Origin of the sequence: Nocardia araoensis NBRC 100135, assembly GCF_000308435.1 — a bacterium.
In the GTDB taxonomy this organism is placed as follows: domain Bacteria; phylum Actinomycetota; class Actinomycetes; order Mycobacteriales; family Mycobacteriaceae; genus Nocardia; species Nocardia araoensis.
On sequence record NZ_BAFR01000071.1, the window covers coordinates 38,399 to 61,960 of the forward strand.

The 23,562-nt window shown below is 69.0% G+C and carries 25 protein-coding genes and 1 pseudogene; 17 read left to right on the plus strand and 9 right to left on the minus strand.

Translation table 11 applies throughout. From position 1 onward, the window contains the following. Positions 1–78 precede the first annotated feature (78 nt). The 4 genes from ON21_RS41235 (at position 79) to ON21_RS09655 (ending at position 6,162) form a co-directional block, all read left to right on the plus strand. Positions 79–774, plus strand: a complete 696-nt coding sequence (locus tag ON21_RS41235) for an ABC transporter ATP-binding protein (RefSeq protein WP_245562527.1) — start codon at positions 79–81, stop codon at positions 772–774. 159 nt (positions 775–933) lie between these two features. After that, the gene (locus ON21_RS09645; RefSeq protein WP_245562524.1) at positions 934–2,610 is read left to right on the plus strand and encodes a DUF885 domain-containing protein; all 1,677 of its coding nucleotides are present in this window, start codon (positions 934–936) and stop codon (positions 2,608–2,610) included. 114 nt (positions 2,611–2,724) lie between these two features. Then, positions 2,725–5,469 (plus strand): DNA polymerase I, encoded by a 2,745-nt coding sequence (gene polA, locus ON21_RS09650; protein WP_083880508.1) that lies wholly within the window; start codon positions 2,725–2,727, stop codon positions 5,467–5,469. 198 nt (positions 5,470–5,667) lie between these two features. Further along, positions 5,668–6,162 carry a beta-class carbonic anhydrase gene (locus ON21_RS09655; protein ID WP_039797271.1) on the plus strand — a complete coding sequence of 165 codons (495 nt, stop codon included), beginning with the start codon at positions 5,668–5,670 and terminating at the stop codon, positions 6,160–6,162. 70 nt (positions 6,163–6,232) lie between these two features. On the opposite strand, the gene ON21_RS09660 is transcribed toward ON21_RS09655, so the two are convergent. Next, a complete protein-coding gene (locus ON21_RS09660) occupies positions 6,233–6,547 on the minus strand; it encodes a DUF6191 domain-containing protein (RefSeq protein WP_039797272.1) in 315 nt (104 codons plus the stop codon). Between the two features lie 426 nt (positions 6,548–6,973). On the opposite strand from ON21_RS09660, the gene ON21_RS09665 reads away from it, so the two are divergent. Beyond that, positions 6,974–7,411: a 2-isopropylmalate synthase gene (locus ON21_RS09665; RefSeq protein ID WP_039797273.1), complete on the plus strand. Its 438-nt coding sequence runs from the start codon at positions 6,974–6,976 to the stop codon at positions 7,409–7,411. Positions 7,412–7,559: 148 nt separating this feature from the next. On the opposite strand, the gene trxA is transcribed toward ON21_RS09665, so the two are convergent. Further along, positions 7,560–7,931, minus strand: a complete 372-nt coding sequence (gene trxA, locus ON21_RS09670) for a thioredoxin (protein ID WP_039797275.1) — start codon at positions 7,929–7,931, stop codon at positions 7,560–7,562. A 47-nt stretch (positions 7,932–7,978) separates the two neighbouring features. Beyond that, positions 7,979–8,509 (minus strand): 2'-5' RNA ligase family protein, encoded by a 531-nt coding sequence (locus ON21_RS09675; RefSeq protein WP_039797277.1) that lies wholly within the window; start codon positions 8,507–8,509, stop codon positions 7,979–7,981. Between the two features lie 79 nt (positions 8,510–8,588). On the opposite strand from ON21_RS09675, the gene ON21_RS09680 reads away from it, so the two are divergent. Both ON21_RS09680 and ON21_RS35695 read left to right on the plus strand, forming a co-directional pair. Beyond that, positions 8,589–9,683 (plus strand): isocitrate/isopropylmalate dehydrogenase family protein, encoded by a 1,095-nt coding sequence (locus ON21_RS09680; RefSeq protein ID WP_051020579.1) that lies wholly within the window; start codon positions 8,589–8,591, stop codon positions 9,681–9,683. 44 nt (positions 9,684–9,727) lie between these two features. Then, a complete protein-coding gene (locus ON21_RS35695; RefSeq protein ID WP_157170771.1) occupies positions 9,728–10,072 on the plus strand; it encodes a hypothetical protein in 345 nt (114 codons plus the stop codon). Here ON21_RS35695 and ON21_RS35700 read toward each other — a convergent pair. From ON21_RS35700 to ON21_RS09695, 3 genes are read right to left on the minus strand one after another with little or no spacing between them, the layout of a single operon-like run. After that, complete coding sequence (locus tag ON21_RS35700; protein WP_051020586.1) at positions 10,060–10,251, minus strand: hypothetical protein; 192 nt, start codon at positions 10,249–10,251, stop codon at positions 10,060–10,062. The two genes, ON21_RS35695 and ON21_RS35700, sit on opposite strands and share 13 nt — an antisense overlap. Then, entirely contained in the window at positions 10,251–11,651 is a 1,401-nt protein-coding gene (locus ON21_RS09690; RefSeq protein WP_051020588.1) for a hypothetical protein, read from the minus strand. Before ON21_RS09690 ends, ON21_RS35700 begins: the two co-directional genes overlap by 1 nt. Positions 11,652–11,706: 55 nt before the next feature. After that, positions 11,707–12,180, minus strand: a complete 474-nt coding sequence (locus tag ON21_RS09695; protein ID WP_086006392.1) for a DUF7144 family membrane protein — start codon at positions 12,178–12,180, stop codon at positions 11,707–11,709. A gap of 286 nt (positions 12,181–12,466) precedes the next feature. Between ON21_RS09695 and ON21_RS09700 the strand changes: the two genes are divergently transcribed. Further along, entirely contained in the window at positions 12,467–12,919 is a 453-nt protein-coding gene (locus tag ON21_RS09700; RefSeq protein WP_039797279.1) for a DUF6325 family protein, read from the plus strand. A 9-nt stretch (positions 12,920–12,928) separates the two neighbouring features. Beyond that, a complete protein-coding gene (locus ON21_RS09705; protein ID WP_039797281.1) occupies positions 12,929–13,237 on the plus strand; it encodes an SHOCT domain-containing protein in 309 nt (102 codons plus the stop codon). Between the two features lie 129 nt (positions 13,238–13,366). On the opposite strand, the pseudogene ON21_RS09710 reads toward ON21_RS09705, so the two are convergent. Continuing rightward, positions 13,367–13,750, minus strand: a pseudogene (locus tag ON21_RS09710) (SHOCT domain-containing protein); the annotation flags it as partial. 674 nt (positions 13,751–14,424) lie between these two features. Between ON21_RS09710 and ON21_RS09715 the strand changes: the two are divergent. The 3 genes from ON21_RS09715 to ON21_RS09725 are packed head-to-tail and all read left to right on the plus strand — an operon-like array spanning position 14,425 to position 17,096. After that, the gene (locus tag ON21_RS09715; protein ID WP_051020592.1) at positions 14,425–15,348 is read left to right on the plus strand and encodes an ABC transporter substrate-binding protein; all 924 of its coding nucleotides are present in this window, start codon (positions 14,425–14,427) and stop codon (positions 15,346–15,348) included. Between the two features lie 3 nt (positions 15,349–15,351). Beyond that, a complete protein-coding gene (locus ON21_RS09720; protein ID WP_039797285.1) occupies positions 15,352–16,311 on the plus strand; it encodes an amino acid ABC transporter permease in 960 nt (319 codons plus the stop codon). A 32-nt stretch (positions 16,312–16,343) separates the two neighbouring features. After that, on the plus strand, positions 16,344–17,096 hold the full coding sequence (locus ON21_RS09725; protein ID WP_039797382.1) for an amino acid ABC transporter ATP-binding protein: 753 nt from the start codon (positions 16,344–16,346) through the stop codon (positions 17,094–17,096). A 15-nt stretch (positions 17,097–17,111) separates the two neighbouring features. Here ON21_RS09725 and ON21_RS09730 read toward each other — a convergent pair whose 3' ends face one another. Next, the gene (locus ON21_RS09730; RefSeq protein WP_039797287.1) at positions 17,112–18,011 is read right to left on the minus strand and encodes a LysR family transcriptional regulator; all 900 of its coding nucleotides are present in this window, start codon (positions 18,009–18,011) and stop codon (positions 17,112–17,114) included. A gap of 71 nt (positions 18,012–18,082) precedes the next feature. Between ON21_RS09730 and ON21_RS09735 the strand changes: the two genes are divergently transcribed. The 4 genes from ON21_RS09735 to ON21_RS35705 all read left to right on the plus strand — a co-directional run bounded on the left by ON21_RS09735 (position 18,083) and on the right by ON21_RS35705 (position 20,989). Continuing rightward, positions 18,083–19,444, plus strand: a complete 1,362-nt coding sequence (locus ON21_RS09735; protein WP_039797289.1) for an FAD-binding oxidoreductase — start codon at positions 18,083–18,085, stop codon at positions 19,442–19,444. A gap of 80 nt (positions 19,445–19,524) precedes the next feature. Then, entirely contained in the window at positions 19,525–20,409 is an 885-nt protein-coding gene (locus tag ON21_RS09740; RefSeq protein WP_039797291.1) for an SPFH domain-containing protein, read from the plus strand. A 12-nt stretch (positions 20,410–20,421) separates the two neighbouring features. Then, entirely contained in the window at positions 20,422–20,580 is a 159-nt protein-coding gene (locus ON21_RS39235; RefSeq protein WP_168434213.1) for a type II toxin-antitoxin system antitoxin, read from the plus strand. Between the two features lie 100 nt (positions 20,581–20,680). Then, the gene (locus ON21_RS35705; protein WP_157170772.1) at positions 20,681–20,989 is read left to right on the plus strand and encodes a hypothetical protein; all 309 of its coding nucleotides are present in this window, start codon (positions 20,681–20,683) and stop codon (positions 20,987–20,989) included. Here the strand turns inward: ON21_RS35705 and ON21_RS09750 are convergent. Beyond that, positions 20,967–21,818, minus strand: a complete 852-nt coding sequence (locus ON21_RS09750) for a class I SAM-dependent methyltransferase (protein ID WP_039797293.1) — start codon at positions 21,816–21,818, stop codon at positions 20,967–20,969. The two genes, ON21_RS35705 and ON21_RS09750, sit on opposite strands and share 23 nt — an antisense overlap. A 240-nt stretch (positions 21,819–22,058) precedes the next feature. Between ON21_RS09750 and rpsA the strand changes: the two genes are divergently transcribed. Then, positions 22,059–23,525, plus strand: a complete 1,467-nt coding sequence (rpsA, locus tag ON21_RS09755; protein ID WP_039797295.1) for a 30S ribosomal protein S1 — start codon at positions 22,059–22,061, stop codon at positions 23,523–23,525. Positions 23,526–23,562 lie beyond the last annotated feature (37 nt).

Below are 23,562 nucleotides of genomic sequence, written 5' to 3' on the forward strand. Positions count from 1 at the left end.
AAGGCGGCGGTCACCGAGCCGGTGGCGGAGGCGACGCGCGAGCCGGCCGCCGGCGCACCGCTGCTCGAAGTCAAGGACATGGTCGTCAACTACGGCAGGATCCAAGCGCTGCACGGGATCTCGCTGACCGTCGCGGAGGGCGAGCTGGTCACCCTGCTCGGCGCCAACGGCGCGGGGAAGACCACCACGATGCGCGCCATGTCGGGGTTGCTGCCCCTGACGCGGGGCCGGATCCTGTTCGAGGGCCGCGACATCACCCAGATGAAGGCGCACGAACGGGTGCTGCACGGGTTGATCCAGGCGCCGGAGGGCCGGGGTGTCTTCCCCGGCATGACGGTGCAGGAGAACCTCGACATGGGTTGCTACGGACGAGGTTTCAAGCAGAAGGCCGAGTACGACCGGACGCTGGAGTGGGTGTTCGAGCTCTTTCCCCGGTTGCTCGAGCGGCGCAAGCAGGTGGGCGGCACGCTCTCCGGCGGTGAGCAGCAGATGCTGGCCATCGCCCGCGCGCTGATGGCGCGGCCCCGGCTGCTGCTGCTCGACGAACCGTCGATGGGGTTGGCGCCCATGGTGATCCAGCAGATCTTCCGGATCATCGGCGAGATCAACCAGCAGGGCACCACGGTGCTGCTGGTGGAGCAGAACGCGCAGCAGGCGCTGGCCCGCAGCGACCGCGCCTACATCATGGAAACCGGCGAGGTCACCAAAACCGGCCGCGGCGCGGAACTGCTCACCGATCCCGCGGTGAAATCGGCGTATCTCGGCGTGGGCTAAGGCGTACCTCCGCCTTCGCTCCGGCCATGCGCGGGCTGAGGACGGACTGCGTCCGGCCGCACCGATCAGGCGTACCTCCGCCTTCGCGGCCGTGCGGCTTCGCCTTCCTCGCCGCCGAGTCCGGTGCCGCGCGGCCGGGCTCGAGGCATGATCGTGACCATGGATGGTCACGACGAGCTGATGAGCTTGGCCGAGCGGTACTGGGACAGTGTGCTCGAGGCGGCGCCGAGCGAGGCGACTCTGCTCGGCGACCGCCGCTTCGACGATCGGATCGAGGATCTGTCCGTCGACGCCGAACAGCGGTTGCTGTCCACCTGGCGCGATCTGCTGCGGGCGGTCGACGCGCTCGACGCCGAAGGGTTGAGTCGGGCCGACCGCATCACCCGCAGCTTGCTGCGCACCGAATTGCGCGGCGCCGTCGAGCATCTGGAATGGCGGCCGGTGGAGCTGGCCTCCGACCAGATGAACGGCGTGCACGCGGCGGTGCTGATGGTGGCCCCGCAGACGAACGCGCCGCAGCCGGAGCACGCGCTGGCACTGGTGCGCCGCTACCGGCAGTTCGGGGACATGCTCGGCCAGGCCGTCGAGCGGTTCCGCGCGGGCTTGGCCGCGGGCCGCACGCCCGCGCGGATCGCCATCGAGCGCTCGCTCAACCAACTGGACGGCTACCTGGATTCCGACGTGGCCGCCGATCCGTTCGTCACCTTCGCCGGTCCGCGGGGCTGGGACGGCGAGGCCGCATGGCGCTCGGAACTGGCCGAGGTGACGCGGGATGTCATCCGGCCCGCGTTCCAGGTCTACCGTGATGCGCTGTACGACGAACTGCTGCCCGCCGCCCGTCCCGACGACCAGCCCGGCCTGTGCTGGCTCGGCGGCGACGGCGAGGACATCTACCGGCGGCTGCTGCGCCACCACACCACGCTGCCCGATCTCGGCGCCGACGAGATCCACGAACTCGGCCTCGCCGAGCTGACGAAGCTGCGCGAGGAGTACGCGACGGTGGGCGCGCGCCTGTTCGGCACCGGCGATCTCGGCGAGATCTTCGCCCGCCTGCGCGAGGATCCCGCGCTGCGCTACGACGACGCCGAGCAGATCATGTTCGACGCCCGCAGGGCCCTGGCCCTGGCGACCGCGGAGATGGGGAACTGGTTCGGGCGCCTGCCCAAGGAATCCTGCGACATCGTCCCGGTGCCGGAGTTCCTGGCCGCGGATTCGCCTGCGGCGTACTATTTCCCGCCCGCCGCCGATGGGTCGCGGCCGGGCACGTATTTCGTCAACCAGCACCATCCCACCGGCCGTGGACGCTTCGAGACCGCGTCGGTGGCCTACCACGAGGCGATTCCCGGCCATCATCTCCAGCTCACCATCGCCACCGAACTCGACCACCTGCCGCGTTTCCAGCGCCAATCCTTCGCCAACACCGCGTTCGTCGAGGGCTGGGCGCTCTACACCGAGCGGCTGGCCGACGAAATGGGTTTGTACGAGGACGATCTCGGCCGCCTGGGCATGCTGGCCGGCGATTCCTGGCGCTCCTGCCGGTTGGTGGTCGACACCGGCCTGCACGCGAAAGGCTGGAGCAGGCAGCAGGCCATCGACTTCATGGTGGCCAACGCGCCGGTCGGGCTGGCCGAGATCACCGTGGAGGTGGATCGCTACATCGCCATGCCGGGGCAGGCGGTCGGCTACAAGATCGGACAGCTGGAGATCATGCGCCAGCGGGTGGCGGCCACCGAGCGGCTCGGCGCGGACTTCGACATCAAGGCCTTCCACGACGTGGTGCTCGGTTCCGGATCGGTGAGCCTGCCCGTGCTGCGGGAACTGGTCGGCACGCTCTGACCGCGCGGGGCGCATCGGTACTCGCGCCCCGCGGATCGGAATCCGGTCGCGGCGGCTCCGGCTGCCGGGTGTCGGCGTATCGCCTTGTCGGTGCCGGTCCCTAGACTCTGGGGCGTGAGTTCACCCACGACCGCTCCGCGTCCTGCCCCCGCGTCCGGCTCCGGCGATCCCGGCTCGGGAGACCGGCCGACGTTGCTGTTGCTGGACGGGCATTCGATCGCCTACCGCGCGTTCTTCGCGCTACCGGCGGAGAATTTCAAGACGGTCACCGGGCAGACCACCAACGCGGTCTACGGCTTCACCGCGATGCTGATCAACCTGCTGCGCGACGAGAAGCCGACGCATGTGGCCGCGGCGTTCGACGTGTCGCGCCAGACCTTCCGCGCCGAGGCGTACCCGGAGTACAAGGCCAATCGCACCACCACGCCGGACGAGTTCCGCGGCCAGGTGGAACTGACCAAGGACGTGCTGGGCGCGCTGGGCATTCCGGTGATGGCGATCGAGGGCTTCGAGGCCGACGACATCATCGCCACGCTCACCACGCAGGCGACGGCCGCGGGTTTCCGCGTGCTCATCGTCACCGGCGACCGGGACTCCATCCAGTTGGTGAACGAGAACGTCACCGTGCTGTACCCGCGCAAGGGCGTGTCGGACCTGACCAGGTTCACCCCCGAAGAGGTGATGGCCAAGTACGGCCTCACGCCCGGCCAGTACCCCGACTACGCGGCGCTGCGCGGTGACCCGAGCGATAACCTGCCCGGCATCCCCGGCGTGGGGGAGAAGACCGCGGCCAAATGGATCCGCGAATACGGCGACCTGAACACCCTGGTCGAGAAGGTCGACCAGGTGAAGGGCAAGGTGGGCGACGCGCTGCGGGCCAATCTGAGCAGCGTGGTGCTCAACCGGCAGCTCACCGAGCTGATGCGGGAGGTGCCGCTGCCGTACACCCCCGACCAGTTGGCACAGGGGCCGTGGGATCGCGAGAAGATCCATCAGCTGTTCGACGATCTGGAGTTCCGCGTGCTGCGCGACCGGCTGTTCGAGACGCTGGCTCCGCCGGAGCCGGAGGCGGAGGCCGGTTTCGAGATCAGCGGCGGCGCGCTGGAGATCGGCGCGGTCGCGGGCTGGCTCGCCGAGCACGCCGAAGCCGGTGTGCGCCATGGCGTCTCGATCGTCGGCACGGGTGCTCCGGCCGGTGGCGACGTGCGCGCGATCGCCATCGCGGCGGGTGACGGGGAGAGCGGCTACATCGATGTCACGGTGCTCACGCCCGAGGACGAGGCGGCGCTGGGCGCCTGGCTGGCCGACCCGGCCGTGCCGAAGGCCCTGCACGAGGCCAAGGCCGCCCTGCACGCCTTGCGCGGCCGCGGCTGGACCCTCGGCGGGCTGACCAGCGACACCGCCCTGGCGGCATATCTGGTGCGTCCCGGCCAGCGCACGTTCAACCTCGACGACCTGTCGTTGCGTTATCTGCACCGGGAGCTGCGCGCCGAGACCGGCGAGACCGCACAGCTGTCGCTGCTCGACGACGAGGACGCCGTCGACGCCGAGCTGGCGCGGGCACAGATGCTGCGCGCGCGTGCCGTCGCCGACCTGGCCGACGCGCTCGACGGGGAACTGGCCCAGATCGAGTCCACCCCGCTGCTGGCGGACATGGAGCTGCCGCTGCTGGGTGTGCTGTCCACCCTGGAGGAGGCCGGCATCGCGGTGGACACCGACCAGCTGGCCACGCTGCAGCGGCAGTTCGCCGATCGGGTAGCCGAAGCGGCCGAGGCGGCGTACGGCGTGATCGGCAAGCAGATCAACCTCGGCTCGCCCAAACAATTGCAGGTGGTGCTGTTCGACGAGCTGGACATGCCGAAGACCAAGCGCACCAAGACCGGCTACACCACCGACGCGGACGCGCTGGAGTCGCTGTACGAGAAGACCCAGCACCCGTTCCTGGAGCACCTGCTCGCCCACCGCGACGCCACTCGACTGAAGGTCACCGTCGACGGCCTGCTCAAATGCGTCGCCGAGGACGGCCGCATCCACACCACGTTCAACCAGACGATCGCGGCCACCGGGCGGCTGTCCTCGACCGAGCCGAACCTGCAGAACATCCCGATCCGCACCGACACCGGCAGGCAGATCCGCGACACCTTCGTGGTCGGCTCCGGGTACCAGTCGCTGATGACCGCGGACTACAGCCAGATCGAGATGCGGATCATGGCGCACCTGTCCGGGGACGAGGGGCTGATCGAGGCGTTCAACTCCGGGGAAGACCTGCACAGCTTCGTGGCGTCGAAAGCATTCGACATCCCGATCTCCGAGGTTTCCCCGGAACTGCGCCGCCGGATCAAGGCGATGTCCTACGGCTTGGCCTACGGGTTGAGTTCCTACGGTCTGTCCGCGCAGCTGAAGATCAGCACCACCGAGGCGAAGGAGCAGATGGAGGTCTACTTCGCCCGCTTCGGCGGCATCCGCGACTACCTGTACGAGGTGGTGGAGCAGGCGCGCAAGGTCGGCTACACCGAGACGCTGTTCGGTCGCCGCCGCTACCTGCCCGATCTGGACTCCAGCAACCGGCAGCGCCGGGAGGCCGCCGAACGGATGGCGCTCAACGCCCCCATCCAGGGCACCGCGGCCGACATCATCAAGGTGGCGATGATCAACGTGCACCGCGCGATGCGGGAGGCGGGCTTGCGCTCCAGGATGCTGTTGCAGATCCATGACGAACTGCTGTTCGAGGTCGCCGACGGGGAGCGGGAGACGCTCGAGGCGCTGGCGCGCGAGCGGATGTCCTCGGCGATCGCCCTCTCGGTGCCGCTGGAGGTGTCGGTCGGCGTCGGCCGCAGCTGGGACTCCGCCGCGCACTGACCGGCGCGGATACACTGCACCGACATGCCGGGCCCCACCGCACGGGCCCGGCATCCCGCAGCCGGCGAGCTATCATCGGGCCACCGGCGCAAGTAAACGAATCACGGTGAACGGGACCCATGTCCCACGCCGCGCGGGTACCTACCGTGGGGCTGGTCATACATAGGGATTCACGCATACCGAGCGTAGGGATGGCCCATGACTGTCACCGATGAGTACTTGGAGAACAACGCGGCGTACGCGAGCACCTTCCAAGGCCCGCTGCCGCTGCCGCCCGCCAAGGGCGTGGCCGTCGTCGCGTGCATGGACGCGCGGCTCAATGTCTACGGCGCGCTCGGCCTCGCCGAGGGCGAAGCGCACGTCATCCGCAACGCGGGCGGCGTCGTCACGGCCGACGAGACCCGCTCGCTGGCCATCAGCCAGCGGCTGCTCGGGACCAGGGAGATCATCCTGATCCACCACACCGACTGCGGCATGCTCACCTTCACTGACGACGATTTCAAGGCGAGCATCCAGGAGGAGACCGGCATCAAGCCCGAGTGGGCGGCGGAGGCCTTCTCGGACCTCGAAACCGATGTGCGCCAATCGATCGCGCGCATCGTTGCCAGCCCGTTCGTGCCGCACAAGAACTCGATCCGCGGCTTCGTCTTCGATGTCGCCACCGGCAAGCTGAACGAGGTGCTCCCTCAGTAGGGACGAATTTCACACCGCCGCAGGGAGATCCGGGTGCCAGCGCCCGGATCTCTGTGCGTTGCGGGGTATTTCACGAGGGCGGACGCGCGATCAGGCGCGCCGAGCCGGCGCCGAGGTCGACCTCGTCACGCGGCGGCGCGCCGTCGGAGGCGTCCTCGCGGTGCATCAGCGTCGTGAGCCGCTGCTCGAACTCGTGCTGTTTGCTGCCCTGGAAAACCGCCGTGACCTCTTCGAACCCCGCCGCCGCCACCGGGCGCCCCGACCGTGTGCGGGTCCAGGGCAGCGCGCGGCTGCCGGTGAACTTGTTCCAGGCGACTTCGGCGAAGGCGAACAGGATGAGCAGGACGGCCAGACCCGGGATGGTCATCGCCACGAGGAGACCCATGTCACCGAAGCTACCCTTCCCGCTGCCACACGGTCCTGAACTGCGCGGATGGTACTCGCCAGTAGACAAATCGGGCATCGAATGTGGTTGCCATCGCGACGCGATGTCCCTATCCTCGATGCCGTGCCGAATCCCGCCGACCGCCGCAGCGCAGCGCTCCATGTCGCAGACCGCGACAGCGCTCTGCTTTCGGCGTCGCTCATCGGGCCCTCCGTGGCTACGCAGGCTACCGCCTCCGCGCCCGAGGTTCGCGCCGAGCTACTTCCGCTCACCGCGATGGTGGCGTCGCTTCCCCGAGTCCTCGTAGTAGCCCGCCGTAGCGGGGTCTGATTCGGGCCGGCCCCCTCGCTGCGGGCATTTCCACTTGTTAGTGCTGGTCCCCTCTGTCAACTGAGCCACGACATTCTCCGGGAAGACCTACTTTCAATGACCATCCTGACGCTTGATACAGACATGTTCCACGCCGCGGCTCCCAAGGGCCTACGCGCCGAAACCGCCGGGCTGACCTCGGCGGAGTTCCACAGCCGGTACTGCGCGCTCGGCGGCCCCATTCGCCTCGGCGAGTGGTCGCCCGCGGGCAGCCGTACCGCGGAGTTCACCGCCACGCTGGAGTTCGCCGGACATCTGCGGACCGTCGTCGCCACCGGCAGCCCCGTCGCGGCGATGACCTCGGCCCTCTACGAGGAGGGCTACCCCGTCGAGATCCTGCAATTCCATCAGCGGCGCACCGCCGACGGCACCGCCACCTTCGTGCAGTGCGAATGCAACGGCAGGCGCGGCTGGGGCGCGGCCATCGCGGACGACGGCGCCGAGTCGACGGTCCGCGCCATGATCGCGGGCGTCAACCTGCTCGGCGCGTCCTGACGGCTTCCGGCCTCGGGGCGGCGGTATGCCACCCCGAGGCCAGGCCCGGAACGCACGACAGGCCCGGACGCGGACTGCCGCATTCGCGTGTCCGTATCCGGGCCCGAGCGAATTCTTAGTGGCGCAGTGCCTCACCGCGCCACGCGAGTTACTTTCCGGCCTGCTGCTGCTCGGCGAGCTGCTTGCGAACCTCGTCCATGTCCAGCGCCTTGACCTGGGTCACCAGATCTTCGAGCGCCGCGGGCGGCAGCGCGCCGGGCTGCGCGAACACCAACACGCCCTCCCGGAAGGCCATGATGGTCGGGATGGAGCGGATGTTGGCAGCCGCTGCGAGGCCCTGCTCGGATTCGGTGTCGACCTTCCCGTGCACCACGTCGGGGTGCTTGTCGGAGGAGGCCTCGAAAGTGGGTGCGAAACTCTTGCACGGGCCGCACCAATCGGCCCAGAAATCGACGAGTACCACGTCGTTTCCGGTGACTACCTCATCGAAATTGTGCTGGGTCAGCGTCTGGGTGGCCATGACGTCCTCTCGTTTCGGTGTGCTCGCTACAACGCGGGCTGCCTCGGTTATCTTCCACGGCGGACCCGGCCTACCGGCCACTCGCGCCGCTGATCCCCGTCCCATCGACGGATACCCACCACCGTGGCGGCGAAATCCCGGTCCCGCGCGATGGCGAGGATGGCCTCGCCGAGCTGGTGCGGGGGCACCCGCCTGGCGAGGGTGATGTGCGGGGTCCACGCGTCCGGATGCAGGTTGGCCGGGACGCCGGGGCAGGGGGAGATCGTGTGGAAGATCCGGCGGTGCAGCGCGAGCAGCGCCTCGGACGGGACGACCAGCCGGACCAGGATGGGACGGCGGGCGCCGAAGACCACCAGTCCACCGAGCCGGACGGGGATCGGCGCGAAGGCTTGCTCGTCCAGCGCCTGCTCGATGCGCGGCCAGACCTGCCTGGCCACCCCGGCGGTGATGTGCGGACGGTTGGACTCGTCGGTGCGCGCGGCGAGGCTGGGCACGCCCGCATCCGCCAGCAGTTGCCACTGGCGGCGGATCTCCGTATCGGCGGCCTCGTCGAGGAGTAGTTCGACCGACTGCACCATGGTCCCCCGAAGGTAACCGCAACCGGCGTGTCCGCGGGCCGGTTCCGGCGGCCGGGCACGACGGCGGGAGGATGTTCCGGTGAACGACGCGAATCGACCCCGGGCGCACCGGGCACTGCGGCTCGGCCTGATCGACGGCGACGGCATCGGCCCCGAGGTGGTGCGAGCCGCCAGGCAGGTCGTCGACGAGGCGCTGTCCGCGGCGGGCGCCGCCCCGGTCGAGTGGGTGCCGCTGGTGATGGGGCACCAGGCCATCGCCGAGTTCGGTACTCCGCTGCCCGAGCGGACGCTCGAGCAGCTGGCCGCCGTGGACGGGTGGATTCTCGGTCCGCACGACAACGCGTCCTATCCGGCCGAGCATCGCGTCGCGCCGGGCGGGGCCATACGCAAGCATTTCGGCCTCTACGCCAACATCCGCCCCGCGCGGGCCTTCGCGGGCGTGCACGCGGCGGCGCCGGACATCGACCTCGTGATCGTCCGGGAGAACAGCGAAGGGTTCTATGCCGACCGCAACATGTACGCGGGGTCGGGGGAATTCCGCCCGACGCCGGACGTCGCGATGTCGGTCGGGCTGGTGACCCGGGCCGCCTGCGAGCGGATCGCGCATCAGGCGTTCCAGCTGGCCGCGACGCGACGCAAACGGGTGACGATCGTGCACAAGGCCAATGTCCTGCCGCTGACCATGGGGCTGTTCCGCGACGTCTGCCGTGCGGTCGGCCAGGAGTACCCGGGAGTGGAGATCGACGACGAACACGTCGACGCGGCGGCCGCGCACCTGGTGCGCGCCGCGTCCGACTACGACGTCCTGGTCACCGAGAACCTGTTCGGCGACATCCTCTCCGACCTGGCCGGGGAGTTGAGCGGATCGCTGGGGCTGGCCGCGTCGCTCAACTGCTCGGCCACCACGGCCATGGCCCAGGCGGTACACGGCGCGGCGCCCGCGCTGGCCGGGCACAACCGGGCGAACCCGGCGGCGCTGCAATTGTCGTCGGCGATGCTGTTGCGCTGGCTGGCGACCCGGGACGCCGAGGTGACCCTGGCCAGGGCGGGCGAGCGGATCGAACGGGCCGTCGCCGCGACCTTCGAGGCGGGCATCGCCACCGCCGATCTCGGGGGACTGGCATCCACCAGCGAATTCACCGAGCAGGTGTGCGCGAGGGTGCACCGCAGGTAATCGCTACGCCCGCGGACCCTCCGACGGCGACTCCGGTGCCGGTCGTGCCCGCACTGCGGAACGGCCAGCAGCGCCACTTCGGCGCCGAGTTCCCTGGCCCTGCGTGGCAGATCGAACTCGAGCACCTTGCCGCCGCCGGAGCGGGGGTTCATCACCAGGAACGGGTGTTGTGCCGGGGCGGCGGGGAACTCGGGCAGGCGCGACTGCCCACCGTCGTTCCGCAATGCCCGCCGCGCGCACGCCACGGCCGCCGCGGCCAGCGCGCCGGAGACCAGCACCACCCACAGTTGCCGCTCCCGGACGAACAGAAGCACCACCACGATCGGCGACGAGATCGCCAGGGCCGCCGAAACGACCCGCAGCACACCACGGTTGATCAAAACCAGTAGGTCCCCGCGACGCTCACCGCGACACCGCCCGCCCCGGCGATCAGCAGAGTGAGCAGACCGAGCACCCCCGCCACCGCGAGCGGCAGCACGGCCGCGGCGATCGCGGCGGCGAATGCCGCCCTGGCCCACCACTGCCGAGCGATCGGGGGCAGCGCCGAGCCCGCCTCGGCTTCCGGCATCACGCACCGGCCCCGGCCGGGGTCTTGTGCTCCGGCTCGGCATGCCAGGCGCGAGCGGGACGAATCAACAGTTCCAGCAGGAGCAGCGCGAGCAGCGCGCCGAGGACGAGCCACACCACGACCAGACCGGTGGGGTAGCGCCAGAACACCAGCAGCACAGCGGCGATGCCGATGATCGCCCAGCGCAGTGCGGCGCGCGCCCGGAAAGCCCAGCTCTCCACCGCGTTCGGCGGACGCGATCGCCGCAGGCCCTGTACCGCGTCCATGCCGCGCCCGAGTCCACGGCGCACCGCGATGGCCGAGGCCGAGCCGCCGGTGAGGTAAGCGCCCAGCGCGATGACCAGGCCGAGCACGGCGACCCCGCGCAGCGCGGTCCGCAACGGCACCATCACCGTGTCGGTGATGACGGTGGCCGCGTCCGGTGACAGCACGTCGGGCGGAATCTCGTCCAGATACAGCGCCCGGGCGACCATCAGCGCGATCGCCAGGATCAGCATGCCCACCGCCAGCGCGAGTCCGACGAAGACCAGGGCGCGGCGGCGACGGCCGACGGGTGCCGCGGCGATCGCGGCCACCGCGGCCGCGATCGTCACCCACGGCAGCACTGCCGAAGCCTTGTCGAGATCGTCGACCGCCCGTTGCGCCCGCACCAGCTCCGGGGACCGGAACAACACGAACTGTTTGTCGACCGCGGGAATCTTCTCGGCGAAGGTGAAGCCGCGATCGATGAGCCGGGCTTTCACGTTCTCGATCACCGTGCGCAGGGAGAGGGTCACCGTGCCGTTCTCGTCGACGGTGACCGACTGCGGGCCGACGTGGCCGGTGAGCACCCCCACCAACGCGGTGTGGGCGGCGCGGTTGGCCTGCACCCACAGATCCTCGAACTGGTCGCTGCGCACGAACGACAGCGCGGTGTCGTTGACGAAACCGCGCGCCTGCTGGGTGATCACCGGCGCCAGCCCCTCGACCGCCCGGTCCACCCGCGGTCGGTTCGCGGTCGCCGGGACCGCGTCGGTCAGCGCGGCCAGCGCGTCCGAGGTGAGGCCTTCGATGTCGACGCGGGCGAAGATCTCGTCGGTGATCGTGTCGGCGACTTCGGTCTGCAGCACCGGATCCGACCCCAGCGGCGCCACCGTGCTCAGGTACCGGTTGGTGTCGAGGATCTCGCCGCGCACGAATCGCGCGAGCACCGTGGTGAAAGCGAGGACGGCGACGAGCACCGTCAAGATCGCCACCGCGGTCCAGCGCCACGCGTGCCGCGGCGGACGCGCCACCCGCGCGGGCGCACCGCGGCCCTCCGTCCGCAGCGTGGCGACCTCGGCGCGCAGCCGCTCGAGCTCGGCTCGTTCGTCCGCGCTCAGCGGGCCTGGAGAGGCGCTGTCACTCGCGTTGGAATCCATGGTTCCCTCACTGCAGGAGCGGATTCGGGCGGCGGGACGGGACCGGCGGCGGCGCTCAGACCGTCGCCGATCCGGAGGGCGGCGCTCCCGGCCCGGAGGTGGATCCCGGGAAGGTCGTCTCCGGGTTCCACGTCGTCACGGCCCAGATCACCACGACGTCGAGCGCGATGATCACGATGGACCACACCGGGTAGTACGGCAGCCACAGGAAGTTGGCGATGATCGACAGGGCCGCGATCACGATCGCCGACACTCGCGCCCAGGTCGCGCCGGTCATCAGGGCGATGCCGACGAGCACCATCACCACGCCGAGCGCGATGTGGATCCACCCCCATGCGGTGAAGTCGAACTTGAAGGTGTATTGCTGGCCCTGGACGAACAACTCGTCCTCGGCTACCGCGGAGATTCCTTGGAAGAGCTGAAGGAATCCGAGGGTGGTCAGTATGATGGCGGCCGCGATCGATGTGCCCGCGGCGATTCCCTGCCGGACGCTGTGGTTTTCCCGGTCGCCCTGCTTGTGTTGCGACATTTGCGGTTCCCTTTCGCGACGAATTCGTATCGACATGGAATGCGCGCCATGTCGGAGCGGGCTTCGAACCTGAAGGTCCGGGCCGGGCTGAAGGTTTCGCGACCGGGTAGCGGTCGGCGGCGTACGCTATGACTGAGATTAGCATCAGGGCGGCAACCCGGTTCGTGGTTGCCATTCTCGAATTCGGGATGCCGGTGCGTATTCCATGCCTTGGGCGGCAGGTACACCGGCGCGGCGTCCCGATTCGAACGGATTTCGTCGTTTCGCAACGGAAAAGAGGCTTCCGGTGACCGATACCGATATCGACGCGATAGGGCCCATTGACTATCTCGTTATCGAATTTCCGCCGGATCGACCTCCGGACGGTTCGGCCCTGCCCATGCTGGTGGACCTCGCCGAGCGCGGCATCGTCCGGGTGCTGGATCTGGCGTTCGTCCGCAAGGACACCGACGGTTCCCTGTCCGGAATCGACATCGCCGACATGGGCCTGGAAGGGGACTTCGACATCACCCTGTTCGAGGAGGCGGGCTCGGGCCTGCTCGACGAGAGCGACCGCAGGGAAGCCGGGGCCGCGCTCGAACCGGGATGCTCGGCCGCGATCCTGGTCTACGAGAACCGGTGGGCGGCGCCCTTCGCGTCCGCGCTGCGCCGCAACGGCGCTCAGCTCGTAGCCTCGGGACGTATCCCGGTGCAGAGCATCTTGTCGTCCTTGGATGCCCTCGAGGCAGAGAGTCGATAGGAGACCGTCATGCCAGGATTGCTTCGCGGCGTCGCCCGCACCGCCATGGTCGCCGGAACCGCGACCGCCGTCTCCAACCGCGTCTCCCGGCGTCAGGGGCAACGCTGGGCGGCGCAGGAGCAGGCGCAATACGACCCGTACGCGCAGCAGTATGCCGCGCAACCCGCCGCGCCACAGCCCATGCCCGCACCGCCGAGCGACGGCGGTGCGGGCATGGACCGGATCACGGCGTTGAAGGAGCTCGCTGAACTCAGAGCTCAGGGCGTGCTCACGGAAGCCGAATTCGAGGCCGAGAAGGCCCGCATCCTCGCTTCTTGAGCGCGCGTCGAGCCGGCGTGCCTGCTCAGCTCACTGTGCCACCGATCGGGGAGGCGCCCCGCTGGGTTGCGGCGTCGGCGCGGCGCCCGGTTGTGCCGCCGGCGCGGCGCCCGGTTGTGCCGCGCGCCCGGGCTGTCCCGCCAGTGCCTGGGCCTTGAGCTGCTCGAACTCGGCCACGGTGATCGCGCCCGAGTCGAGGAGCGCTTTGGCATCGGCGATGCTCTCCGCCGGTGACCTGCCCGCGACCTCCCGGATGTACTGGTCGGTGGCTTCTTTCGCCTCGGTCTGGGCCTGCTGGGCGCGCAACGCCATGCCCCGGCCCCGGACGACGAGGTAGACCAAAGCCGCGAGATAGGGGAACACCACCAAGGCGATCACCCACACCGCTTTGGCGACGCCCGAGACCGAGTGGTCGCGGAACAGATCGACCAGAATCTGGAACAGCACGATCAGGTATGCCACGAAAGCGAATACGAGGATCGTGTACCACACGTAGTCCCAGAACGAATCCATGATGTGAACCTCCTCGGGTGAGCCCGCGGCATATTCGGAAGTCGCGACTCACCGTGTTCTGGATCGAGCCGTCGGACGGCCCGGTGGCCGGAAAACAAACCTTTCTCTGTGCGCTTGCCGGGCTTTGCCTGTCGTATGCCTATTTGTTCGGTAGGCCAACCCGCATCGGTGTTCAGCGGGCGTCGGTGAGGGGCATCCGGAAGGGCAGCGGCTCACCGGCGCGGTGTCGCTCGAATATTCGAGGGCACATCAATTTCGAGTTTTCGGATACGTCGCTCGCTTCAGCCGACGTTCCGGAGAACTCGTCCGGCCGGAAAAGACCGGCAAATAATCATCGGCGCTGGCGCAGGCGTCGTCAAGATTGCCGCAGAATTCGGCGCCGGACGGGGACGCGGTCCGCCGCGCGTTCGGAGCGGGTCCGGCGGAGGCGGCCGTCCGCGTGCGGACGCGCTCCTCGGGTCGGGGGCGCGGGGTGCCACCGGAGATGCGGCAGCCGGCGTAGTCCGCCATCGCCCCGCGGGCCCGGCACCCGGTGGAGTAGGGTCTCCCGCCGGTGCACCGGCACGGGACCGAGCGACGGGCTCGTGTTGCTGTTGCATTACTGTCCAGCGCGAAGCGGCCCGGTCGCTTAGATTGCCAAACGGGTGATGACGCCCGGGTTGCGTGGAGCCAAAATGTGGAGGGCTGCTGTGTCTGATCGTTCGTTTCTCGGCGGGCGCGCCCTGCGAGCCGCCGCGGGCGCGCTCGCCGCGGGCGCACTGGTGCTGACCGGATGTACCACGAACACCGAGGACACCGGCCCTTCGGTGGCAAAGGTGCAGGTGGACAAGGTCGACCAGATCGCAGCGCAACTGCCCGACAAGATCAAGCAGTCCGGCAAGCTCGTCGTCGGCGTGAACATCCCCTACCAGCCGAACGAGTACAAGGACGCCAGCGGCCGGATCGTCGGCTTCGACGTGGACCTGATGGACGCGGTCGCCTCCGTGCTCGGCGTCAAGGCCGAGTACCTCGAGTCGGCCTTCGAGAAGATCATCCCTTCGATCCAGGCGGGCACCTACGACGTGGGCATGTCGTCGATCACCGACTCCAAGGAACGTGAGCAGCAGGTCGACTTCACCACCTACTTCAACGCGGGTATCCAGTGGGCCCAGCAGAAGGGTAAGCCGGTCGATCCGGAGAACGCCTGCGGCAAGAAGGTCGCCGTGCAGGCCACCACCGTGGAGCACACCGACGAGGTGCCCGCCAAGAGCGCCAAGTGCGTCGCCGCGGGCAAACCCGCCATCGACATCAAGTCGTTCGACGAGCAGAGCGCCGCGACCAACGCGCTGGTGCTCGGCCAGGTCGATGCCATGTCGGCCGATTCCCCGGTGACCGCGTACGCGATCAAGCAGAGCGGCGGCAAGATCGAGACCGCGGGCCCGGTGTTCGACTCCGCGCCCTACGGCTGGGCGGTGCCGAAGGGCGCGCCGCTGGCCGCCGTGCTGCAGCAGGCGGTCCAGCACCTGATCGACACGGGCAAATACGCCGAGATCACGAAGAACTGGGGCGTGCAGGAAGGCGCGATCACCAAGTCCGTCGTGAACGGCGCCGTGAGCTGATCGATGGCGGACAACGACACTCGGCCTGCGCCCGGCGATCCCGGGCCCGGCGGAGCGGATTCGACGCGGGAGCCGGAACCGATCAAAGCGGTTCCGCTGCGCAGGCCGGGTCGCTGGATTGCGGCGGCGGCCATCCTCGCCCTGGTGGCGCTGTTCGTCTACGGCGCCGCGACGAACCCGGCCTATCGCTGGGACACCTATCGGAAATACCTGTTCGACACGAGGATCACCGCCGGCGCGATCGTGACGCTGGAGCTGACCGTGTGCGCGATGGCGATCGCGGTCGTGCTTGGAACGGTGCTGGCCGTGATGCGGCTGTCGCCGAACCCGGTGTTGCGCAGCTCGGCGTGGGTGTACCTGTGGATCTTCCGCGGCACCCCGGTGTTCGTGCAGCTGGTGTTCTGGGGGCTGGTGCCCTCGCTGTACAGCCGGATCCAACTCGGCGTTCCGTTCGGGCCGCAGTTCTTCCACCTCGACGTGCAGCAGTTGCAGGCCGCGTTCGCCTTCGCCGTGCTCGGCCTCGCGCTCAACGAGGCGGCCTACATGGCCGAGATCGTCCGGGCCGGAATCAATTCCGTCGGTGAGGGGCAGCGGGAGGCGTCGTTCGCGCTCGGCATGTCCTGGAGCCAGACCATGCGCCGCACGGTGCTGCCGCAGGCCATGCGCGTGATCATCCCGCCGACCGGCAACGAGCTCATCGGCATGCTGAAGACCACCTCGCTGGTCACCGGCATCCCGCTGAGCACCGATCTGTTCGGCCGGGCGCGCGACATCTACGGCGTGAACTTCCAGCCCATCCCACTGCTGCTGGTCGCCGCCACCTGGTACCTGGCGATCACGAGTGTGCTCATGGTCGGGCAGTACTACTTGGAGCGCTACTACTCGCGCGGCGTCTCCCGCACGCTGACCACCAAGCAGCTGCAGGAGCTCGCCGACGCCCAGCAGGGGGAGAAGGCGAAATGAGCGTGGACGTCGAGAAGACCGCCGCCCCTCCGATGGTCCTTGCCGACCGGGTCTGCAAGAACTTCGGCGCCCTGCAGGTGCTCAAGGGCGTTTCCCTCGAGGTGGGCCGTGGCGAAGTGCTGTGCCTGATCGGGCCGTCCGGCTCGGGCAAGTCCACCTTCCTGCGCTGCATCAATCATCTGGAGCAGGTGAACGCGGGCAGGCTCTACGTCGACGGCGAGATCGTGGGCTATCGGGAGAAGAACGGCAAGCTCTACGAGATGCACCCGCGCGACGCGGCCAAGCAGCGCCGCGAAATCGGCATGGTGTTCCAGCATTTCAATCTGTTTCCGCACCGCACCGCGCTGGACAACATCATCGAGGCGCCCACCCAGGTCAAGAACGTGCGCAAGGCGGAGGCGGTGACCAGGGCGCGCGAGCTGCTGGACCGGGTCGGGCTGGCGGACAAGGCGAACGCCTACCCGGCGCAGCTGTCCGGCGGGCAGCAGCAGCGCGTGGCGATCGCGCGCGCCCTGGCCATGGATCCCAAACTCATGCTGTTCGACGAGCCGACCTCCGCACTGGATCCGGAGCTGGTCGGCGAGGTCCTCACGGTCATGCGGGAACTGGCTCGGTCGGGTATGACGATGGTCGTGGTGACCCACGAGATGGGATTCGCCCGCGAGGTCGCCGACCAGCTGGCGTTCATGGATGGCGGCGTGGTCGTGGAGGCCGGGCCGCCGCGGCAACTGCTGGCCGATCCGCGGCACGAGCGCACCAAGGCGTTCCTTTCGCGGCTGCTCTGACAGGGGCCACCCGTCTCACGCATCGGCGCGCAAGGCGATGCGCAGCTGCCCGAGCAGTACTTTGGCCGCCGGGCTCACGGGATGGGCGGTGCGCCAGGCCAGTGCGAGGCGACCGCGCGGTTCCGGCTCGATGATGCGGACGGTCCGCACACCGAAGGCCGCGGCCTCCGCGGCGGTGAGCTCGGGCACGACGGCGATGCCCAGGCCGCGTGCGGCCAAGCGGAGCAGCAACGCGGGCGCCGCCGCCTCGTAGGCGATCGCGGGCTCGAACCCCGCCGCCACACAGGCGCGCTCGAAGACGCCGCGGATACCCGTGCCCGGGGTGAGGCAGATCAGCGGACGATCCCGCAGTGCGGTGAGCGGCAGCTCCGCGCCGTAGCCGTGGTCCGCCGCCGCGACCGCTGCCACCAGCGCGGTCTCCAACACCACTTCGATGCCGATGGCCGGATCGATTTCCGCGCCGGTCATCCCGATCAGGGCCATGTCCAGCTCGCCTCGGCCGAGGGCGGCGAGCATCCGCTCGGAGGTGTCCTCGGTGAGGCTGATGGCGACCTCCGGGTGGTCGTGATGGAAGTCCGCGAGTACGGCCGCGACGTCGAACTCCTCGACCGCGGCCCCAGAGATGAGGCCGACCCGGACCTGCCCGCGTAGCAAGCCGGTGAACTCGTCCACCGTGTGGGCGACCCGTTCGGCCGCGGCCAGCGCTGCCTGCGCGTGCGGCAGGACGGCGGCGCCGACCTCGGTCAGGGTCACCGTGCGCCCGCCGCGGTCGAGCAGCGGCTGGCCGAGTTCGCGTTCCAACTGCCGGATCTGGGCGCTGAGGCCGGGCTGCGCCAGATGCAGCCGCGCCGCCGCACGGGTGAAGCTCGCTTCCTCGGCGACGGTGACGAAGTAACGTAGCTGGCGCAGCTCCATAACGGTTCATTATAAGAACTAGAAGAACTATCTGTTTTACTTCTTCCAGCAGGCAGGGCAGGGTCGAAGCCATGGGAAACAACGCCGCACAGATCGAAGAGAACAGCGACATCTTCACCGGTCCGGTCTTCCGTCCGGGTGACGACGGCTACGACGCGGAGATCGCCGGATTCCAGACCGCCTACACCCATCGACCCGCGCTGATCGTCGGCGCCGCGCACGCCGAGGACGTGCGGGCGGCCGTGGAATACGCCGCCCGCCACGATCTGCCGATCGCCGTGCAGGCGACCGGCCACGGACTGTCCGTCGCCGCGGACGGCGGCGTGCTGATCAGCACCCGGCGCATGGCGGGCATCCGAATCGATCCGGTCCGCCGCACCGCACACGTCGGCGCGGGAGTGCGGGCGGGCGCGCTGGTCGAAGCGGCGGCCGAGCACGGACTGGCGCCCCTGAACGGGTCGTCGCCGTCGGTCGGCGTGGTCGGCTACCTGCTCGGCGGCGGCGTCGGGCTGCTCGCGCGCCGGTTCGGGTACGCGGCCGAGCACGTGCGCTCCATCGAGCTGGTCACCGCCGACGGCCGGGCGCGCACGCTCACACCGGAAGACGAACTGTTCGGCGCCGTGCTCGGCAGTGGGGGAAACTTCGGCGTCGTGACCGCGCTCGAGGTCGGCCTCGTGCCGGTCACCACGGTGTACGGCGGACAGTTGGTGTTCGACACGCCGCTGGTCGAGCGGGCGCTGGACGCGTGGCGGCGATGGACCGCGACCGTGCCGGAGGAGCTGACCTCGACGATTACCATGCTCGCTTTCCCGGACATCCCGCAGGTGCCCGCCCCGCTGCGCGGTCGGTACGTCGCCTCGATCCGGATCGCCTACAGCGGGCAGGCGGAAGAAGGGGAACGGCTGGTCGCGCCGTTGCGGGCGATCGGGGAACGACTGAAGGACGATCTGCGCGCGATGCCGTACACCGAGTCGCACACCATTCACAGCGATCCCGACCATCCCCACGCCTACGCCGCCACCAACGCGCTACTCGGTGAGTTCACCGAGGAAACGGCCGCGGCCCTGGTCGCCGTTGCGGGTCCGGACTCCGGCGCGGGCGCGGTCGTCGACGTCCGTCATCTCGGCGGCGCGCTGGCCCGCCCGAGCGAAACCGGCATCGCCGTGGACCATCGCGAGGCTGCTTATATCGTGCGCATCATCACCGGCCCCGAGAATGCCGCGACCCGCGCCGCCATCCGTGCCGCGCTGACGCCGTGGACGCTCGGGCACAGCCTCAACTTCCTCTACGGCGCGGGCGCCGAAGCGGACGAGGCGCAGACCCGCGCGGGTTATCGGCCGGACACCTACGCCCGGCTGGCCGCGCTCAAGGCCAGGCACGATCCGCGCAATCTGTTCCGTTTCAATCGCAATATCCGGCCGGACGTGGGGTGATCGCACCGCCGCCGTGCCCTGGTGCGGCGCGGCGGCGCCATGCTATCTTAGTGATATCACTCTGATATTGGGAGGATGTCATGAAGTTCCGACCCGCGTTCCACGTCGACGGCTTTCTGGTGCTGCTGGGGTGGTTCGTGCTCACGGTCTTGTTCGGCGGCGGCGCGGCGCTCGGTTTCGTCGCGGGCGCCAGGGACGGCAATGGTCTCGCCGTGGCCGGCGCGGTGGCGGCCGCGGTGGTCGTCGTCGTCCTGTTGTTGCTCGCGACCGGACTGACCGTGGTGAACCCGAACGAGGCCAAGGTGGTGCAGTTCTTCGGCCGCTATGTCGGCTCGGTGAGCGAGCCGGGCTTCTATTCGGTGCTCCCGCTGACCGACCGCAAGAGCATCTCGCTGCGCGTGCGGAACTTCGAGACCCAGAAGCTCAAGGTCAACGACGCCGACGGCAACCCGGTGGAGATCGCCGCGGTGGTCGTCTACCGGGTAGTGGACAGCTTCAAGGCCGCCTTCGCCGTCGACGATTACGAGGAGTACGTCGAGACCCAGTCCGAGGCGGCCGTCCGGCACCTGGCCACGACGCATCCGTACGACGCCCACGAGGCCGACCGCACCAGCCTGCGCGACGGCGCGGAGGTGGCCGAGGAGCTGACCGTCGAACTGCGCGAGCGCACCGAGATGGCCGGCATCGAGGTGCTGGAGGCGCGGATCACCCACCTCGCCTACGCGCCCGAGATCGCCCAGGCCATGCTGGTCCGCCAGCAGGCCGCCCAGGTGGTCGCCGCGCGGACCCGGATCGTCGAAGGCGCGGTCGGCATGGTGGGACTGGCGCTGGAGCGGCTCGCCCAGGAGGGAATGGTGGAACTGGACGAGGAGCGCAAGGCGGCGATGGTGTCGAACCTGCTCGTCGTGTTGTGCGGTGATCGTCCGACCCAGCCCGTCGTCAACGCCGGTTCGCTCTACTCCTGAGGCGGGCTGCCCGTGGCCGAGCGCAAGAAGCTGCTGCTACGCCTGGACCCGGCCGTCCACGACGCCATCGCGAAGTGGGCGGCCGACGACCTGCGCAGCATCAACGCCCAGATCGAATACGCGCTGCGCCTGGCGCTGGAGCAGGCCGGGCGCAAACCGAAGTCGCAGTGACACGACCTCGATACCGATCGGAGATGGCGCCCCGGCCCCAGGGCGCGAAGACTGGCAAGGTGTCAGCAATGCCCGGCCATCGGAACCGAAAGGGGAAATGATGACCACGATCGTGCACATCGACGACACCGTCCGCGATTACGAGACGTGGAAGCCCGCGTTCGACGGTCTGGTGCAGTTCTACACCGAGGCGGGAGCCCGCAACTGCCGGGTGGCGCGGTTCACGCACAACCCCAACCGGGTGCTCATCGAGCTGGACTTCGACACCATGGCGGAGGCCGAAGCCTTCCGGGACGGTCTGCACAAGCTGATCGACCTGCCGCGGACGCAGATGCTGCTGGTCAGCCACGAGGTCTCCATCCTCGAGCTGGTCGACGACCGCCGCCTCACGGCCCGGGCTTCGTCGTGACGAAGATGGCCGTACCGGGGAACAGCTCACCGCGCAGCGGGCTCCACTGGCCCCATTCCCGGTCGAGCCACTCCGGCCATTCCGGTTCGACGATGTCCTCCAGCACCAGGCCCGCCGCGACGATCTCCCTGACCCGGTCGCCGATGGTCCGGTGGTGCTCGACGTAGGTGGGCACGTCGTCGCCGTCGACCTCGACGTAAGGGGTGCGGTCGAAGTACGGGATGGTGGCGGTCAGGCCCGCCGGGCCTGGATCGTCCGGGAAGATCCAGCGCATCGGGTGGTTCACCGAGAACACCCAGCGCCCGCCGGGGCGCAGCACCCGCGCCACCTCGCGCATCACCTGCGCCGAATCGGCGACGAACGGCACCGCGCCGAACGCCGAGCAGGCCAGATCGAACGACGCGTCCGCGAACGGAAGGGCCTCGGCGTCCGCCTGCACCAGCGGCACCCGCGGGCCGCCGCGCGCCATCACCGCGAGACCTCGCTCGAGCATCCCGCGGGACAGGTCGAGCCCGACGGGGCGCGCGCCCTGCCCCGCCAGCCAGCGCGAGCACGGAGCGGAGCCGCAGCCGATCTCCAGCACCGCTTTGCCGGTGACGTCGCCGAGGAATCCCATGTCGCCTTCGTGCAGGCCCTCCGGGCACCACACGAACTCGCCGCCGGGGGAGTCAACGCCGAGGAACTCCGCGTGCGTCTCGTGGTACTGCGCGGCGTCGGCGTCCCACCACCGCCTGCTGGCCAGTCTGCTGGCCGCCGATCCGATCCGGGTCCGCACCGTGCCCGCCGTTCCGAGCAGTGCGTTTGCTTGCGCATGGCGATCTTCCGACACGCCGATCAGACTATCGGCGTGGCGACCCGACCGGTTTGCCCGCCCGGACCGAGGTCGCGTACGCTGAACGCGCGAGTGTCTTCCGTACAGCCGTACCGAAGTTCAACCCGTGCTGAGTTTCACGCGCGTCGCGTGCGGTACGTTCCTAGTGTCCGTCTTCACACCTCGCGGTGAGATCGCAGCGTACCGAAAGTTCCAATGTCCGCAACCGACCACAATCCGTCCGGAGCAAACCGACATATGCCCACCACCGTCACCTCGCCGCAGGTAGCCGTCAACGACATCGGCTCCGCCGAGGATTTCCTCGCCGCCATCGACGCCACGATCAAGTACTTCAACGACGGCGACATCGTCGAAGGAACCATCGTCAAGGTCGATCGCGACGAGGTCCTGCTCGACATCGGTTACAAGACCGAAGGCGTCATCCCCTCTCGTGAACTCTCCATCAAGCACGACGTCGACCCCAACGAGGTCGTTTCCGTGGGCGATGAGGTCGAGGCCCTTGTTCTCACCAAGGAGGACAAGGAAGGCCGCCTGATCCTGTCGAAGAAGCGGGCGCAGTACGAGCGTGCGTGGGGCACCATCGAGGAGCTCAAGGAGAAGGACGAGGCCGTCAAGGGCACCGTCATCGAGGTCGTCAAGGGCGGCCTGATCCTCGACATCGGCCTGCGCGGCTTCCTGCCCGCGTCGCTGGTCGAGATGCGGCGCGTGCGCGATCTCCAGCCGTACGTCGGCAAGGAGATCGAGGCCAAGATCATCGAGCTGGACAAGAACCGCAACAACGTCGTGCTCTCCCGTCGTGCCTGGCTGGAGCAGACCCAGTCCGAGGTGCGCAGCGAGTTCCTGCACCAGCTGCAGAAGGGCCAGGTCCGCAAGGGTGTGGTCTCCTCGATCGTCAACTTCGGCGCGTTCGTCGACCTGGGCGGTGTCGACGGTCTGGTGCACGTCTCCGAGCTGTCCTGGAAGCACATCGACCACCCGTCCGAGGTTGTGGAGGTCGGCAACGAGGTCACCGTCGAGGTGCTCGACGTCGATCTGGACCGCGAGCGCGTCTCGCTGTCGCTGAAGGCGACCCAGGAAGACCCGTGGCGTCAGTTCGCCCGCACCCACGCGATCGGCCAGATCGTGCCGGGCAAGGTCACCAAGCTCGTTCCGTTCGGCGCGTTCGTGCGCGTCGAGGAGGGCATCGAGGGCCTGGTGCACATCTCCGAGCTGGCCGAGCGCCACGTGGAGGTGCCGGACCAGGTCGTGGCCGTCGGCGACGACGCGATGGTCAAGGTCATCGACATCGACCTGGAGCGTCGCCGGATCTCGCTGAGCCTCAAGCAGGCCAACGAGGACTACCACGCCGAGTTCGACCCGTCGAAGTACGGCATGGCCGACAGCTACGACGAGCAGGGCAACTACATCTTCCCCGAGGGCTTCGACCCCGACACCAACGAGTGGCTCGAGGGCTTCGACAAGCAGCGCGAGGAGTGGGAAGGCCGCTACGCCGAGGCGGAGCGTCGCCACAAGATGCACACCGCGCAGATGGAGAAGATGGCGGCCGACGCCGCGGCCGAGGCCGCGAACGGCGGCGGCGCGTCGAACTACTCCTCCGAGAGCGGTTCGCAGTCCTCCGCGGGCCAGGCCGAGCCCGCCGGCGGTTCGCTGGCCAGCGACGCCCAGCTGGCGGCTCTGCGTGAGAAGCTGTCCGGCAACGCCTGATCGGCGATAGCCTGAACGACTGTGCCCCAACCGCTAT

What these genes read in the sequence shown, in the direction of transcription:
- ON21_RS41235 (WP_245562527.1), top strand. Translation starts at nt 79, where the DNA reads ATGGTCGTCAACTACGGCAGGATCCAAGCGCTGCACGGGATCTCGCTG.
- ON21_RS09645 (WP_245562524.1), top strand. Translation starts at nt 934, where the DNA reads ATGGATGGTCACGACGAGCTGATGAGCTTGGCCGAGCGGTACTGGGAC.
- ON21_RS09655 (WP_039797271.1), top strand. Translation starts at nt 5,668, where the DNA reads ATGACTGTCACCGATGAGTACTTGGAGAACAACGCGGCGTACGCGAGC.
- ON21_RS09660 (WP_039797272.1), bottom strand. Translation starts at nt 6,547, where the DNA reads ATGGGTCTCCTCGTGGCGATGACCATCCCGGGTCTGGCCGTCCTGCTC.
- ON21_RS09665 (WP_039797273.1), top strand. Translation starts at nt 6,974, where the DNA reads ATGACCATCCTGACGCTTGATACAGACATGTTCCACGCCGCGGCTCCC.
- trxA (WP_039797275.1), bottom strand. Translation starts at nt 7,931, where the DNA reads ATGGCCACCCAGACGCTGACCCAGCACAATTTCGATGAGGTAGTCACC.
- ON21_RS09675 (WP_039797277.1), bottom strand. Translation starts at nt 8,509, where the DNA reads ATGGTGCAGTCGGTCGAACTACTCCTCGACGAGGCCGCCGATACGGAG.
- ON21_RS35700 (WP_051020586.1), bottom strand. Translation starts at nt 10,251, where the DNA reads ATGCCGGAAGCCGAGGCGGGCTCGGCGCTGCCCCCGATCGCTCGGCAG.
- ON21_RS09690 (WP_051020588.1), bottom strand. Translation starts at nt 11,651, where the DNA reads ATGGATTCCAACGCGAGTGACAGCGCCTCTCCAGGCCCGCTGAGCGCG.
- ON21_RS09695 (WP_086006392.1), bottom strand. Translation starts at nt 12,180, where the DNA reads ATGTCGCAACACAAGCAGGGCGACCGGGAAAACCACAGCGTCCGGCAG.
- ON21_RS09705 (WP_039797281.1), top strand. Translation starts at nt 12,929, where the DNA reads ATGCCAGGATTGCTTCGCGGCGTCGCCCGCACCGCCATGGTCGCCGGA.
- ON21_RS09715 (WP_051020592.1), top strand. Translation starts at nt 14,425, where the DNA reads ATGTGGAGGGCTGCTGTGTCTGATCGTTCGTTTCTCGGCGGGCGCGCC.
- ON21_RS09720 (WP_039797285.1), top strand. Translation starts at nt 15,352, where the DNA reads ATGGCGGACAACGACACTCGGCCTGCGCCCGGCGATCCCGGGCCCGGC.
- ON21_RS09725 (WP_039797382.1), top strand. Translation starts at nt 16,344, where the DNA reads ATGGTCCTTGCCGACCGGGTCTGCAAGAACTTCGGCGCCCTGCAGGTG.
- ON21_RS09730 (WP_039797287.1), bottom strand. Translation starts at nt 18,011, where the DNA reads ATGGAGCTGCGCCAGCTACGTTACTTCGTCACCGTCGCCGAGGAAGCG.
- ON21_RS09735 (WP_039797289.1), top strand. Translation starts at nt 18,083, where the DNA reads ATGGGAAACAACGCCGCACAGATCGAAGAGAACAGCGACATCTTCACC.
- ON21_RS09740 (WP_039797291.1), top strand. Translation starts at nt 19,525, where the DNA reads ATGAAGTTCCGACCCGCGTTCCACGTCGACGGCTTTCTGGTGCTGCTG.
- ON21_RS35705 (WP_157170772.1), top strand. Translation starts at nt 20,681, where the DNA reads ATGACCACGATCGTGCACATCGACGACACCGTCCGCGATTACGAGACG.
- rpsA (WP_039797295.1), top strand. Translation starts at nt 22,059, where the DNA reads ATGCCCACCACCGTCACCTCGCCGCAGGTAGCCGTCAACGACATCGGC.